Below are 14,064 nucleotides of genomic sequence, written 5' to 3'. Positions count from 1 at the left end.
TGGCCCCATGCAATTCGCGACGTTGACGGCAGGGGAAGTGCCGGGGGTTCCGAGTCTGGACGAGCTGCGAGGGCTGAAGCCGCTGCAGCAGCCGGAATGGCCGGACGGAGCCGTGCTGGACCAGGTGATGGCCGAGCTCCGGACGCTGCCGCCGCTGGTGTTCGCCGGTGAGTGCGACGACCTGACCACGAAGATCGGTGCGGTCGCCCGCGGCGAGGCGTTCATCCTGCAGGGCGGCGACTGCGCCGAGACGTTCGCCGGCGTGACCGCGGAGAACATCCGGGCCAAGCTTCGGGTCCTCCTGCAGATGTCGGTCGTCCTGCAGTACGCCGCGAGCGTGCCGGTGGTGAAGATCGGCCGGATCGCCGGGCAGTACGCGAAGCCGCGGAGCTCCGGCGAGGAGACGCGGGACGGCGTCACACTGCCGTCGTACCGCGGTGACGCCGTCAACGGCTTCGACTTCACGCCCGAGTCGCGCATCCCGGACCCGAACCGGCTGCGCGGTGTCTACAACGCGGCCGCCGCGACGCTGAACCTGACCCGCGCGTTCACGACGGGTGGGTACGCCGACCTGCACCAGGTGCACGCCTGGAACACGGACTTCGTGAAGTCGTCGCCGGTCGGCCGCCGGTACGAGCAGCTGGCGTCCGAGATCGAGCGGGCGCTGGCGTTCATGCGGGCCTGCGGCGCGACGGCTGACGAGTTCAAGACCGTCGACTTCTACGCCTCGCACGAGGCGCTCATCCTCGAGTACGAACACGCCCTGACCCGGATCGACTCGCGGACCGAGCAGCCGTACGACGTGTCCGGCCACCTGCTCTGGGTGGGGGAGCGGACCCGTCAGCTGGACGGCGCGCACGTCGAGTTCCTCGCTTCGCTGTCGAACCCGCTCGGCGTCAAGATCGGGCCGACCACGACTCCGGAGTACATCCGGGCGTTGATCGACAAGCTGAACCCGAAGGGGATCGAGGGTCGGCTGACGTTCATCACGCGGATGGGTGCGGGCAAGATCCGCGAGGCGTTGCCGCCCTTGCTCGAGGCCGTGCGCGATCACGGCTCGCCGATCGCGTGGGTGTCCGACCCGATGCACGGCAACACCTACGAGACGCCGAACGGGTACAAGACCCGCAACTTCGACGACGTGATGGACGAGGTGCAGGGCTTCTTCGACGCGCACGAGCAGGTCGGGACGTGGCCGGGCGGCGTACACATGGAGCTGACCGGCGACGACGTCACCGAGTGTCTCGGCGGCGGTGAGGAGCTGGTCGCGGAGGACCTCGTGAACCGGTACGAGACGGCTTGCGACCCGCGGCTGAACCGGCACCAGTCGCTGGAGCTCGCCTTCCTGGTCGCGGAGCGGCTGCGGGGCGCGCAGGCATGATCGATCTTCGCTCGGACACCGTCACCCGTCCGTCGGCGGAGATGCTGGCCGCGATGACGTCGGCGCCCGTCGGCGATGACGTGTACGGCGAGGATCCGACCGTCAACGCCTTGGAGGAGCACGTCGCGGGGCTGCTCGGGCACGAGGCCGGGCTGTTCACAGTCACCGGATCGCTCGCGAACGTGCTCGGCGTACGGGCGTTGGTGCCGCGTGGCGGCGAGGTGCTCTGCGAGGCGAACGCGCACATCGTCCGCGCCGAGCTCGGCTCGCACGCGGCCGCCAGCGGCGTCACCACGCGGACCTGGAGTGCGCCGGCCGGGCAGATCGACCTCGAGCAGATCCGCGCGCTGATCGCGCCCGACCTCGGGCCGTACTTCGTCACCACGTCGGCGGTCTCGGTCGAGAACACGCACAACTTCGGCGGCGGCGCGATCCAGCACGGGTACGACGCTCTTGCCGACGAGCTCGATGCTCGGGACATCCCGCTGCACCTGGACGGCGCCCGGCTGTGGAACGCCTCTGTGGCGTCGGGTGTGCCGGTCGCGGCCTATGCCTCGCGGGCTGCGGCGGCGAGCGTGTGCCTGTCCAAGGGCCTCGGCGCTCCCGTCGGCTCGGTGTTGGTCGGCTCGACGGAGCTCATCCGCGAGGCGCGGATCTGGCGCAAGCGTCTCGGCGGTGGTTGGCGGCAGGCGGGTGTGCTCGCCGCGGCCGGGCTGTACGCCGTTGCGCACAACGTCGAGCGGCTCGCCTCCGACCACGCAAATGCTCGCGCGATCGCCGAAGTGTTAGCGGATGCTGCGCCCGGCTCGGTCAAGCCGGACCAGGTCGACACGAATATCGTGGTCGCCGACCTGGCGAGTACCGGACGCACGGTCGCCGAGGTGGTGGCTGGCGCGAGGGAGGCCGGCGTACTGGTCGGCGGCGTCGGCGCCACTCAGCTCCGGATCGTGACGCATCTCGACGCATCCGCGGAGGACTGCCGCATGGCTGCGACAATCCTCGCGCGTCTGGTCAGCTGAATCGGTAGCGGCCGGCCCGGTGGATCTCAGTGTCGCGTCGGGCCGGCCGATGAGCTGATGCCCGCTTGTCCCATATACGTCACGAGACCCGCGAAGTGTTGAGCTTTCCGCTCGATGCCGTCGCTGCCCGACGCCCTCGGCACTAACGGCTCGGATGCGCCAGGTAGGCTGCCGATGTCGGGTTGCAGCGTTCGGGGAGAGCCGTGCGAGAGATCGTCGTGTTCAGCGGAAATGCCCATACCGAGTTGGCGGACCAGATCTGTAGTGATCTCGGCGTACCGCTTTCACCGGTCGAGATCCATCGTTTCAGCAACGACTGCCTGCAGGTCCAACTCCAGGCGAACTGTCGGCAGCGAGACGTGTACATCGTGCAACCACTGGTGCCGCCGACGCAGGAGCACCTGATGGAGCTCCTGCTGATGATCGACGCCGCTCGCGGCGCGTCGGCCCAGCAGATCACGGCGGTCATCCCGCACTACGCGTACGCACGCTCCGACAAGAAGGACTCGTCCCGCATCTCGATCGGCGGCCGCCTCGTCGCGGACATGCTGACGACGGCCGGCGCTCATCGAGTCCTGACGATGGCGCTGCATGCGCCGCAGGTCCACGGGTTCTTCTCCGTACCGGTCGACCACCTGACCGCGATCGGCGTACTCGCCGACCACTTCCGCGGCCGCGACCTGAACGACACCGTCGTCGTCAGCCCCGACCTGGGCAATGCCAAAACCGCGACCCAGTTCGCCCGGTTGTTAGGCACACCCGTCGCCGCCGGCAGCAAGCAGCGCCTGGCCGACGACCGGGTCGTGATCGACGCCATCGTCGGCGACGTAGCCGGCAAACGCGCGATCATCCTCGACGACGAGATCGCCACCGGCGGCTCCATCATCGAACTCCTCGACCGCCTCAAAGACCGAGGCTGCACCCAAGCAGCCGTCGCCTGCACCCACGGCCTCTTCGCCGGCCCCGCCGTGGAGCGTCTCCGCTCCCACCCCTCCATCACCGAGGTCATCAGCACCGACACCGTCCCCCGCCCCGACGGCTTCCCCGAGCTACAGGTCACCTCGGTAGCCGGCCTCTTCGCCGAAGCCATCAAACGAATCCACGACGGCGAATCAGTCAGCAGCCTCTTCGACGGCGTAGACCCGACCCACGCCCCACCCCAACCCAAACTCCCCTTCTAAAACAGGGCATTCACCCCCGCGCTCTCCGCGGGGAGGACCGGGACGTTCGACGATCCGGTGTACTTCCGTTGGGTCCCAATCGCTCCTTATGACGTCGCCAACGGCGATTAAGCCCTCCGAGAGGACAACAGAATGCTCCGCAGGACGATCGCCGTGGCGAGTGCGGCCGGCCTGGCGCTGACCCTCGGGCCGGTACTCCAACCGGCCCAGGCCGCCCCGACCGTGCCAACCGCGTACACCGCCGCCGCCGAGGTGGCCGCGGCCTGCGCGCTCGTGGTCGGCTCCTTCAACCAGACCTGGGGCCAGAACCGCGAGGTCGTCACCGCGACCGCACCACCGGCCGAAGGCGTGGTGGTCAGCACGCCGAACATCTACCAGTCGCCCTTCGGTATCGGCAGCACGCCGACCACATTCTCGGAGACTCCGATGACGGGCGGCCGGACGGCCCGGGTCGGGAAGCTGGTCATCGGCGGGTACCTGTACGACAGCTCGGCCATCGTCCGTTCCGACGGTTCGCTGGTGCGGGGATCGAACGTGCTGAAGAAGTACGGCGGTGGCTGGAGCGGGAAGCGTTTCCTCGTCCAGGCGCGCTACAAAGCCTCGGCCGCGAGCAAGCCGTCGCGTACGACGCTGTACGCGCAGGACACGTCCGGCCGGTTCGGGCGCTGGACCGACCTCGGTACGGGCTTCCGCAACACCGGGTACGTCGGCGGACTCAACACGATGAAGGCGTTCGCACTGATCGCCACGACGGCCACGTACGACCTGTTCCTCGTGAACAACCGGGCCGGCGGCCTGTACACGCTGAAGATCCCGACCACCAGCCCGCTCAAGCCGGTGGCGACGCCGGTCCGCACGACGAGCTGGCAGAGATTCGAGAAGATGACCGCGGCCCCGTGCGGAAGCGGCTCGACCGTCCTCGCGCAGGACCACGACAACGGCAGCTACTACGTCTACGCCGTCGGCCACGCGAACGGCACCAGCACCGCGATCAGGAACCTCGGCAAGGTCACCCTCAACTGGGGCGACTTCGACCGCTTCCGCTTCGCCCCCGCCTACGACCCCCTCAACGGCGGCTGATCCCTCGGTCGGCCGTGTGCTTGCTTGGCGCGGACGATGTCCGGGTCCCTGGGGTCGAGCGGGAGCACAGCGTCGTCGTCGTACCGTCTGTCTTTTCTGCGAATGACCTTGGCTATCCGAATCTGTCGCATCGGTACTCCTTGGAAGGGCGGGCCTGGCGCCGAGGTGTTGGAGGGGTTCTCAAGACGCCAGGCCCGCCGGCTAGGTGGGGATCGGCGACGACAGCAGGTACCACGCCGCGCTGTTGGGCGAGAGTTTGTCGCCCGCTTCCTGGTGACTCGCGAGCAGTAGTTCGCCGTCGACCGGCAGAGCGACCACTCTCGACGAGCAGTTGACGACGCAGCAGAATCCGTCGCCGCGGGTGAAGGCCAGTACGCCGGGTTCGGTCGCCAGCCAATCGAAGTCGTTCGAAGCCAGTGCCGGAAGCCGCCGGCGTACGCCGAGTGCCTCGCGGTACAGATGCAGCATCGATTCGCCCCAGCCCAGCTGATGGTCCACAGCATGCGTGGCGAACCAGTCAGGCTGCGGCAACCAGGGATCTGACCAGGAGAAGCCGAAAGCGTCCTGGCCGGCCGACCAGGGCAAGGGAATCCGGCAGCCGTCCCGGCCCCGCCGTGCCCCGTTGCTGCGGTGGAACATCGGATCGGTCAGCACACTGTCCGGCAGATCCGTGACCTCGGGCAGACCGAGCTCCTCGCCTTGATAGAGGTACGCCGCTCCCGGCAGCGCGAGCATCAGCAGCGCACTCGCCCGCGCACGTGCGGTCCCGAGATCGACGTCCCCGGCGTGTGAGCCTGGGGCCCCACCGCCGTAGCGGGTGACGGATCTCGGCATGTCGTGGTTGTTCAGCACCCAGGCGACCGAGGAGCCGGCGTCCTGGATCGTTCCCAGCCCGCGGTCGACGACGTCGGAGAGAATCTGCGCGTCCCAGTGCGCGCGGAGGAACTCGAAGTAGAAGGTTTGATGCAGTTCGTCCGGCCGCTGGTACAGCGCGAGTTGCCGGGTGTCCAGTACGCCGACCTCACCGATCAGCACGCGTTCGCGGCCGGTGAAGGCCGAGTATCCATCGGCGATCTGCCGCCACCGGCGCCAGACGTCGTGCACCTCGGGCTGGTTCCATGCGTGCGGGTTGAGCGGGTCGCCGGTGAGTTCGTCGTCGATCGCCTGCCCGTGGTCCGGCAGTCCGACCGCCTTGTGCAACCCGTGCGCTACGTCGATGCGGACGCCGTCGACACCGCGCTCGAGCCAGAATCGCAGTACCTGCTCGAAGTACGCCGCCACGTCCGGGTGGCGCCAGTTGAAGTCGGCCTGCTCCGGCGCGAAGCTGTGCAGGTACCACTGGCCGTCGGGAACCTGTTGCCAGGCCGGGCCGCCGAAGACGGAGCGCCAGTTGTTGGGCGGTTCCTCGCCCCGGCCGTCGGCGAAGTGGAACCGCTCGCGCTCAGGGCTCCCCGGGCCCGCGGCCAGCGCCGCGGTGAACCAGGGATGCTCGGTCGAGCAGTGGTTCGGGACAAGGTCGATGAGGACCTTGATGTCATGCCGGTGCGCGTCCTGAACCAGACGGTCGAAACCGTCGAGCGTGCCGTAGCGGGGATCGACCGAGAAGTAGTCGGAGACGTCGTACCCGTGGTCGTGCTGCGGTGAGGGGTAGAACGGGTTGAGCCAGATGCCGTCCACTCCCAGGGCCCGCAGGTACGGCAGCTTCGCGCGGACGCCGGCCAGATCACCGACACCGTCGCCGTCGGAGTCGTGGAAGCTGCGCAGGTAGACCTGGTAGATGACGGCGGTCCGCCACCAGTCGGCTCCGGGCCGGGGCCTTGTCGTGAACATCGCGATCGGTCCCTCTGGTCGTTCCCCAGGCCGCTGATCTCGTCACTACGATCCGCTATCGGAGGGCGGGCGTCAGCAAGGCCAGCGTCCAGACGGGCTACCCGCTAACCGGAATCCTGGTGGCTGGCTGACCGGTACTCAGTGGGCGTCGAGATACCGGACCACAGCCAGCACCCGGCGATGGTCGTCGCTGGTCTCGGGGAGGCGCAGCTTGGCGAAGACATGCCGGACATGCTTCTCCACAGTCGCTTCGGTCACCCACAGCCGGCGTGCGATGCCCGAGTTGGAGCGACCCTCGGCCATCAGTGCGAGCACTTCGTGCTCTCGTGGACTGAGCTCGGCGAGCGGGTCGCCATCCCGGCGGGCGTTGACCAGTTCCTGGACCAGGGCAGGGTCCATCACCGAGCCGCCTCTGAGGATCCGCTCCATCGTCTCGATGAAGTCGCCCACATCCGTCACCCGGCTCTTGAGGAGGTAGCCGATCCGCTGGCCGGACGCGAGCAGCTCCATGGCGTGCTCGACCTCGGCGTGGGCCGACAGGACAAGGATCCCGGTGGCCGGGAAGTCGCGCCGAATCTCCCGGGCGGCGTCCAGCCCTTCGGTGCTGTGCGTCGGTGGCATCCGGATGTCCACCACAACCAGGTCGGGCGAAAGGTCCCGCACCAGCGGGAGGATCCACACACTGTCGCCGGTCTGCCCGACGACCTCGAACCCCGCCTGCTCGAGGAGGCTGGCCAGCCCCTGGCGCAGGAGTACGTCGTCCTCGGCCAGGAGAACGCGGGTGCGTGTCGCACCGCCATCGACGGCCGAGTCGATCGTCATCACCCCACGGTAGACCTACCCGTCGTCGAGGATCCGGCGAAGAGTGACACCTGACAACGCTGTCTTGGACAGCAGAGCCGCGGCCGGCACGCTCTCGACCAGATCGATCAGGTCCTCCGCCGCGTGGGTGGAGATCAGAATGACCTGCGCGGGGTCCACATTCGTCTCGGTCTGGATCCGCCGGGCCAGGTCGAGGCCGCTCTCGCTGCCGAGGTTCACGTCGACGAGTACGACGTCGGGCTCGGCGCGGTCCAGTCGCGCCAGCGCCTCGTCGATCGTCGAGGCGACTCCGACCACGGTGACCCCGTCACTTTCGAGGCGGGACCTGGCGGCGTCCAGGAAGTCAGTGCTGTCGTCGACGATGAAGCAGCGCAACCCCATGGCTCCAGAATCACGCGACGGGGGGCCCGGCGCATTCCAGCTAACGCGACTCTCTGTGCAATCGAACGTTGGCTCCGGCGCACGTCAGCTGCCGGTCAGCGGGAACTCAGCGGTCAAGGTGGTTCCGGCGCCGCGGGGACTGTCGAGGTTCAGCCGGCCGCCTAGTGCCTCCACCCGGTCGCGGAGGCCGAGCAGCCCGGTGCCCCGGCTGAAGTCCGCGCCGCCTTGTCCGTTGTCGCGGATCTCGACGCGGAGCGCGTCGCCGGTGATGTCGGTGGTGACCACGACCAGCGAAGCGTGCGAGTGTTTCGCCGCGTTGGTCAGAGCCTCGGACACGAAGTAGTAGGCGCTCGCCTCGAGCCGCTCCGACAGGCGCAGCTGCGCACGGAGCGTCAGGCGGATGGGGATCGTCGACCGGCGGCCCAGTGACTTCAGTGCCGGACTGAGGCCGCCCTCGGCGAGGATCGCCGGGTGGATTCCGCGCGCCGTCTCGCGGAGCTCGTCCAAGGCGTCGGTCAGTCCGCCATGGACCTGGTCCAGCTCCGCGTTGAGCACGGACAACTCAGGCGGCACTTTCGTCTGGGCTGTCTGCAGCCGGAGCGCGAGTGAGACGAGCCGCTGCTGTGCGCCGTCATGCAGATTGCGCTCGATCTGGCGGCGCGTCCGGTCGGCGGTGACCACCACGCGGGCGCGGGATGCCATCAGTTCGGCCCGGGCCTCCGCGTTCTCGATCGCGGTGGCGACGAGCTCGGTGAAGCCCGCGATCTGTGCCTCGGTCGCGGCCGGGAACGGTACGTCGTTGGTCTTCGAGGCGGCAACGACACCCCAGAGCCGGCCGCCCACGGTGATCGGGCAGCCGATCGAGGAACGGATTCCCAGGGTCTGCGCCTCCTGCGCGATCGCGCCTGACGCACCGGCGAAGCTGTCCAACCGGATCGGTCCGGCGCGGCGGCGTACCTCACGGGCGATGCTCAGGCCGTCGAGATCGAACCGCTCGCCGACGGTCAGATGGGCGGGCACCCGGCTCCAGGCCCCGACACCGGTGACCGTCCCGTCCGGTTCGTACCGCTCCATCCGCGCGAGATCGGCGTCGCAGAGTCGCCCCACCTCTTCGGTCACGGCTGTGAACAGGACACTGGGCGCCACCCCTTGAGCCACCTGAGTGGCGACCCGCCGGAGCGCGGATTGTTCGTTCGACAGCCGTTGGGCCTCCAGCGCCGCCCGCCGTAGCCGAGCCGCAAGCTCGCCCACGACCACCGCCGTCACGAGAAACACACCCAAGCCGATCGCGTTCTGGGCGTCGGCAAGCAGGAGGGAGTGCAGCGGGCTGACGAAGAAGTACGCGTACGCCCACACGCTGAGCACCGCCGTGACGACGGCGAGTGGCGTACCCCAGAAGATCGCGATGGGCAGTACCGCGAGCAGATAGAGCACCAGCAGGCTGAGTGTCGGGACATGTGGCTCGCCGAGCTTGATGAGCCCGGTCACGGCAGCGACCAGCAGACCGGCTGCGAGCAGTCCAGTCAGCCGGCGGGCAACCGCTGAGCTCGTCCGGCGACGGTCCATCCCACCACACTTTCCCCTGGACGAACGCTAACCGATAGGCCCCGACACTGACGACCACTTGCCTGAGTGGGAGCCGGCGCCGTCCCAGACTTGGCGCGCTTCCAGGAGTGCGGTGATTTCATGGTGGTGTGGAGCATGATCGGGAAGAGCTTCTCGAGGTGGGGAGCGCTTCGAGACGTGGGCGCCGGATCGCCGGGTGGGGCCTGATCCTGCTGGCTGTGCTGACCCTGATCGTTCTTCGGGCCTCGACGGGTCCGGCACATACGCCGACTACCACCCCGTCCGAGCTGAACAGCGTCATCCCCGACGGACGGGCGGCGAACCCGTGGCCGACAACTCCCGGCGCGTGTGGAGCAGACGTACCGCTGCCTATCGTGTCCAGTACGGCCTCGGCCGAGCACACCGGGATCCAGGCGCTGCTCGGCGGGGACCGGCTACGGCAGGTCGACTTCGACAGCGGCCGGACAACGACCTTGCCTGACGAAGTCGTCCGGCCGGGCGAGTACGCCGCTGTGCTGGCCGGCGATCCGATCACGGCGTACGCGACCACCGGCTCCTGCGCGGAGGCGGCGCCGTATGCCATGCTGCGCGTCGGGGTCGATCACCATGTGAGTGTCATCCGGCCACTCGGTCCTACCGAGTCTCCCCTGACCGATGGCAATCGCCTGTGGATCGCATCCTTTGCCAGCGACATCAACAACCCCTACGGAACGATCGCTCCTCTCGCCGGCGGGCAGCGGGTGCGGCTGCCGCTCGGCTTCTACGCGTCCGCCATCGTGGGCGACACGGTCGTCGGTCTGATGCAGCCCGATCCGGGAATCTCACCGATGTGGCTCGCGCTCGTCGATGCACGCACCGGTCGGTTGCAGGCCAAGCTGGATCAACATGTGGCACCGCTCGCGACGGGGGCAGGCCAAGTCTTCTGGACCAGCGGCTGCCACGACGACCCGTCATCGTGCATGCTGCACCGCCGGGCCGTCGCCGGCGGTAAGACCACCGTATTCCCGCTTCCACGCCCCGCCTGCTGCGGCGTCGTCAGCCCCGACGGCAAGACGCTCGCCTTCCTCCTCGACCACCCCACGCCCGACTCCGACATCGAAGGCCGCCCGCTCCCGCCCCTCGACATCGCGACGCTGGATCTCGACACCGGCCGCCTGGAGATCGTCCCCGGCATCGAACTCCCTGCCAAATCCCAACCGGCGCTGGCCTTCGCCAAAGAGGGCTGGCTGGTAATAGCCCTGGACGCAGGATCCCGCACCCGCCTCCTGGCCTGGCACCCAGGCCTACGCCACGTCTACGAAACCGCCGCACTCCCAGGCGTCGTCCATCCTCCACCAACCCTCGTCATCACCAGCCATTGACGTACGCGACTCACGCTCCCAACGACTCGGATCGCCCCGTCGGTCGCAAGGCCGGAGTGCGTGATGCCGGCCACCAGCCAGGGAGCGTTGGGCAGCAGGACCACTCCCAAAGGCCATCGGCCGTAGGCCCCTGGTCGCCAGCCGCGAGCTGTTCGACGCTTTCATCACGGGAGGTCGGCGCGTGGCTTCTCCACAGTGACCCAAGTCGGACTTGCTGCATCCGGGAGTCGGTAATCGGGCGAAGGACTGCGAGCAACGGCTTCCTGCTCGGTCGGCTGCCAGCGCCTGAAGCGCAACAACTCGGGGAACTGTACGAGCGGGGGAATCTCACGCTGCGCGCGGAGCATCTCCTCGTGAACCGGGATGCTGATGATCAGGACCACGCGATCACCGCCATGCTCGACAGTCTCCGTGAGCCTGGCATCCGTGTCCGGATTGCGCTCGACCCACTCCCGAACGACCGGCAGGTCTGGTGAAGCCGTCGCCGGACCCTCCCGATAACGCATACCAATCACCTCCGCTTCAGGGAACCATGCTCGACGACGGCAGGTACAGCGCCGTCGCCTGGTCGACCTGCGCGACGTACGCCGTCTACTGGCCGGCCAGCTTGGCGACGACCGGGGCGAGGGTGTCGGCGAAGGCGGCGCCGATGACGAAGTACGACAGGCCGATCTCCTCGCGGCGGCGTTGGATTTCTTCGGCGGCTGCGCCGGGGTCACTGGGAAGGATGACGAGCGAGTCGGCCGCGCGGAGCGCTGCGGTGTCGAGGGTGGGCGGCGCCATGAACGCAGCGACACCGTCACCGACGGCGGCGACATGCTGGGCGAGTTCGATGTCGGTGCGGCCGGCGAAGTCGCGTACCCGCTTCGTGGTTTCGACCCGATCGTCGTCGGGCGAGAGCACGAACGTGACTGCGTCGGCGACCTCGAGGGCCAGAGCCTGCGACTTCGGTCCGCTCACCGCCATGACCACCGGCGTGTGCAGATCGGGGCCGTCAAACGTACGCAGCGCAGCCACGGTGTCGCGCATTCTGGCGCGACGCTCAGCTGGCGAGACTGCAGGCAGGCCCAGTTCGACTTCGATGCCGGGTCGGCCGGCGCCGATGCCCATTTCGAAGCGGCCTTCTGTGAGTACTGAGAGCGAGTGGGCTTCCCACGCTGTGCTCCACGGTTCGCGCAGCGCAGCGGCATAGACCCACGAGCCGATCCGCAGGTCAGTGAGCGCGGCCGCGGTCGCCAGCGTGGGGCCCAGTGCTGGCTGCCACGTAGGCACGTCGGGCATCAGCAACGTCGAGTAACCGCTGCCGGCGATGCGGCGCACCTGGTCTCGCCACGCCGGCAGGTCCGAAAGGATCGGCGCGACTACCCCGAAGCGGAAAGCTCTGGTCGTACGCCCGGCCTGGTCGTTCATGGTGGTTCTCCTCGAGTCTGGGACCTTGTCAGGTCCGGTTGCTCTATCCACGAACCCGCCACCCACAATCCGACAACCCCACCCAAGAACGTTCACACACGCGTACCGCCCCCGGGAATTGCCCACGGCAATCCAGCATGGGTCGTAAGGGTTTAGCGCCAGAAGGTCCAACCGTCGGGGGCCTTTGGGAATGTGGGGGGCGGGCTCCAGCCTGGGAGTGGTCGCCAGTCGGGCGGGGTGGGTGGCCAGTTCGGGGGAGGCTGGAAGCGGTATCGCTTGTCTCGGACGTGCCAGAACAGTGACCACCCGGCCGCGGCTAGGGCCAACGCGAGGAGCGCCGCGCCGGCTGCGGCGAAGGTTGTGGGTTCAGGTCCGCACCCGGTCGCGTCCGGGGCGCAGGGGTCGGATGGAACTCCCAGCATCATCACGCCAAGGAAGCCGAGCACTGCGAAGAGGCCCGACGCGCACCACCCAACGGTGATGAGGATCCGGTGGGTGGGCGCGTCGGAGAAGCCATGAAACACGCGGGGGTCCGGGGGCGCTGACCAGCTCACGTCGTCATTACAGACCCCATACGGCGGCGTCCGGGCAGTCTTGCCTCCGGTTGGCATCCAACTGTGACCTTCGGGTGTAGGTCTGTCAGCGGCGGCGGCCCCAGCGGCCTGCGCCGACGCCGGCCAGGTGGAGCGCGATGCAAAGGAGGCCGGCCATCAGCAGTGTCTGCGGCGTGAATGCGTCACTTACGCGGGCGTCGGCCCAGTCCAGAATGAGTGCCAGGCCGAAGATGACAGCGGCGATGATCGCGAACATTTCGTTCTCCTTCGAACGATCGGGCGGAAGTAGCTTTCAAGTACCCATCTGCTATTCCAGCCGCGCGCTGATCGCCGTACGAAACGGAATGTTTCCGTGGTGGTCGTGGAGGGTAGAGGCGTCCAATTGATTTCGTTGACGATGCGCCTCAGGTTGTGGCTTTGGTGAGGAGGGCGATGATGATTTGCTGCTCGGCTTTCGCTTCCTCCGAACCGGTGCCGCCGCGGCCCGTTGTGCGGTGGGCGAGGTCGGACGGGGTTGAGCCGTGGTCGTTTGGCAAGTGTGGGTTGGCGCCTGCGCGGAGGAGTTGATCGACGGCGGCTGAGCATCGGTTGCGGACTGCTCGGTGTAGGGGAGTGGCGCCGCCGGCGGCAGTTGCGTTCGGGTCGGCGCCTGCTTCGATCAGGAACTGGATGATGGCTTGCTGAGCCGTTGGGTTCCAGTTCGTTGATCCTGGTACGCCGTTGGTTGCGGCGTGCAAGGGTTGTGCGCCGCGTCGGTTTCGGGCGCTGATGTCGGCGCCGCGGGCGATCAGGTCCCGGGCGAGCTGGACGTCGTACGCGAATGCTGCGGCGTGAAGGGCAGTGTCGCCTTCGTAGAGTTGCGCGTGGCACTGGCCGATGAACAACTCATCGGGGCGCGCCAAGCGTGCCGTGACCAGCGATGGTGTGGACTCGAGGGATGCCGTCGCGGATCGTCGGTCGCCTGTTGCGATTGCCCTTAGCAGGCTGGGGAGGTTTTTCACATTGCCTCGCTACGGACTACGCCTTTGCGGGTGTGCCCAGGCTTCTGAAGGTGAGCAGTACGAAAGGAATGGCGAGGAGGACTGCTCCTGCGATGGCCGAGGCCGTGCTCGGTGTTCTGGTGCTCGAGTCCAGGAGGGTGTAGCGGATGATGAAGGCGAGGCTCAGGTTGATTGCGCCCACTGCGAAGATCGTCTGTCCGTCGCTCCATTTATCCACGTCCAGCACGTGTTTGGGCAGGTTGCTGATGCCCGCCACGATCAGTCCGGTCGGAACCAAAGCGATGTACATGCTCAGCAGAAGCCACAAGATCTCGGTGAACTTGCCGCTCCAACTGTCCGTACCGGTCACCAGCGCTACAGCGCCGACTACTGCCGAATAGGCTCCCAATGCCTTCAGCACCTTGTCCATGCCGCCCCCTTGCTCCGATGGCGATCACGCCATCCGCGACGGCATCGGCCTTGCCGTCCGTCGCTCCCG

The 14,064-nt window shown here is 67.9% G+C and carries 14 protein-coding genes; 5 read left to right on the top strand and 9 right to left on the bottom strand.

What is annotated here, in order from left to right:
• Window positions 1-7: 7 nt before the first annotated feature.
• The 4 genes from EV645_RS26460 to EV645_RS26445 all read left to right on the top strand — a co-directional run bounded on the left by EV645_RS26460 (window position 8) and on the right by EV645_RS26445 (window position 4,661).
• Window positions 8-1,381, top strand: a complete 1,374-nt coding sequence (locus EV645_RS26460) for a class II 3-deoxy-7-phosphoheptulonate synthase (RefSeq protein WP_242000669.1) — start codon at window positions 8-10, stop codon at window positions 1,379-1,381.
• Window positions 1,378-2,400, top strand: coding sequence for a threonine aldolase family protein (locus EV645_RS26455; protein ID WP_130446720.1), 1,023 nt, complete (start codon window positions 1,378-1,380; stop codon window positions 2,398-2,400). Before EV645_RS26460 ends, EV645_RS26455 begins: the two co-directional genes overlap by 4 nt.
• A gap of 203 nt (window positions 2,401-2,603) precedes the next feature.
• Window positions 2,604-3,581, top strand: coding sequence for a ribose-phosphate diphosphokinase (locus tag EV645_RS26450; protein WP_130446719.1), 978 nt, complete (start codon window positions 2,604-2,606; stop codon window positions 3,579-3,581).
• Between the two features lie 132 nt (window positions 3,582-3,713).
• Window positions 3,714-4,661 (top strand): hypothetical protein, encoded by a 948-nt coding sequence (locus tag EV645_RS26445; protein WP_130446718.1) that lies wholly within the window; start codon window positions 3,714-3,716, stop codon window positions 4,659-4,661.
• 201 nt (window positions 4,662-4,862) lie between these two features.
• On the opposite strand, the gene EV645_RS26440 is transcribed toward EV645_RS26445, so the two are convergent.
• The 4 genes from EV645_RS26440 to EV645_RS26425 all read right to left on the bottom strand — a co-directional run bounded on the left by EV645_RS26440 (window position 4,863) and on the right by EV645_RS26425 (window position 9,260).
• The gene (locus tag EV645_RS26440) at window positions 4,863-6,491 is read right to left on the bottom strand and encodes a glycoside hydrolase family 13 protein (RefSeq protein WP_130446717.1); all 1,629 of its coding nucleotides are present in this window, start codon (window positions 6,489-6,491) and stop codon (window positions 4,863-4,865) included.
• Between the two features lie 138 nt (window positions 6,492-6,629).
• Window positions 6,630-7,313, bottom strand: coding sequence for a response regulator (locus EV645_RS26435; protein ID WP_130446716.1), 684 nt, complete (start codon window positions 7,311-7,313; stop codon window positions 6,630-6,632).
• Window positions 7,314-7,328: 15 nt separating this feature from the next.
• Window positions 7,329-7,694, bottom strand: coding sequence for a response regulator (locus EV645_RS26430; RefSeq protein ID WP_130446715.1), 366 nt, complete (start codon window positions 7,692-7,694; stop codon window positions 7,329-7,331).
• A gap of 84 nt (window positions 7,695-7,778) precedes the next feature.
• Window positions 7,779-9,260, bottom strand: a complete 1,482-nt coding sequence (locus EV645_RS26425) for a sensor histidine kinase (RefSeq protein ID WP_130446714.1) — start codon at window positions 9,258-9,260, stop codon at window positions 7,779-7,781.
• 128 nt (window positions 9,261-9,388) lie between these two features.
• Here EV645_RS26425 and EV645_RS26420 point away from each other — a divergent pair, with 128 nt between their 5' ends.
• Window positions 9,389-10,621: a TolB-like translocation protein gene (locus EV645_RS26420; protein WP_130446713.1), complete on the top strand. Its 1,233-nt coding sequence runs from the start codon at window positions 9,389-9,391 to the stop codon at window positions 10,619-10,621.
• A 164-nt stretch (window positions 10,622-10,785) separates the two neighbouring features.
• On the opposite strand, the gene EV645_RS26415 is transcribed toward EV645_RS26420, so the two are convergent.
• The 5 genes from EV645_RS26415 to EV645_RS26400 all read right to left on the bottom strand — a co-directional run bounded on the left by EV645_RS26415 (window position 10,786) and on the right by EV645_RS26400 (window position 13,995).
• Window positions 10,786-11,127: a hypothetical protein gene (locus EV645_RS26415; RefSeq protein WP_130446712.1), complete on the bottom strand. Its 342-nt coding sequence runs from the start codon at window positions 11,125-11,127 to the stop codon at window positions 10,786-10,788.
• Between the two features lie 85 nt (window positions 11,128-11,212).
• Window positions 11,213-12,031: an LLM class flavin-dependent oxidoreductase gene (locus EV645_RS26410; RefSeq protein WP_130446711.1), complete on the bottom strand. Its 819-nt coding sequence runs from the start codon at window positions 12,029-12,031 to the stop codon at window positions 11,213-11,215.
• Window positions 12,032-12,670: 639 nt separating this feature from the next.
• Window positions 12,671-12,841, bottom strand: a complete 171-nt coding sequence (locus EV645_RS42345) for a hypothetical protein (RefSeq protein WP_198681871.1) — start codon at window positions 12,839-12,841, stop codon at window positions 12,671-12,673.
• Window positions 12,842-12,989: 148 nt separating this feature from the next.
• The gene (locus EV645_RS26405; protein WP_198681870.1) at window positions 12,990-13,487 is read right to left on the bottom strand and encodes an ankyrin repeat domain-containing protein; all 498 of its coding nucleotides are present in this window, start codon (window positions 13,485-13,487) and stop codon (window positions 12,990-12,992) included.
• 115 nt (window positions 13,488-13,602) lie between these two features.
• Window positions 13,603-13,995: a hypothetical protein gene (locus EV645_RS26400; protein ID WP_130446709.1), complete on the bottom strand. Its 393-nt coding sequence runs from the start codon at window positions 13,993-13,995 to the stop codon at window positions 13,603-13,605.
• Window positions 13,996-14,064 lie beyond the last annotated feature (69 nt).

This window comes from Kribbella rubisoli (genome assembly GCF_004217145.1).
GTDB lineage: Bacteria > Actinomycetota > Actinomycetes > Propionibacteriales > Kribbellaceae > Kribbella > Kribbella rubisoli.
Note: the sequence above shows the minus strand (reverse complement) of the source record. Positions and strands in the feature narration are given on the sequence as shown.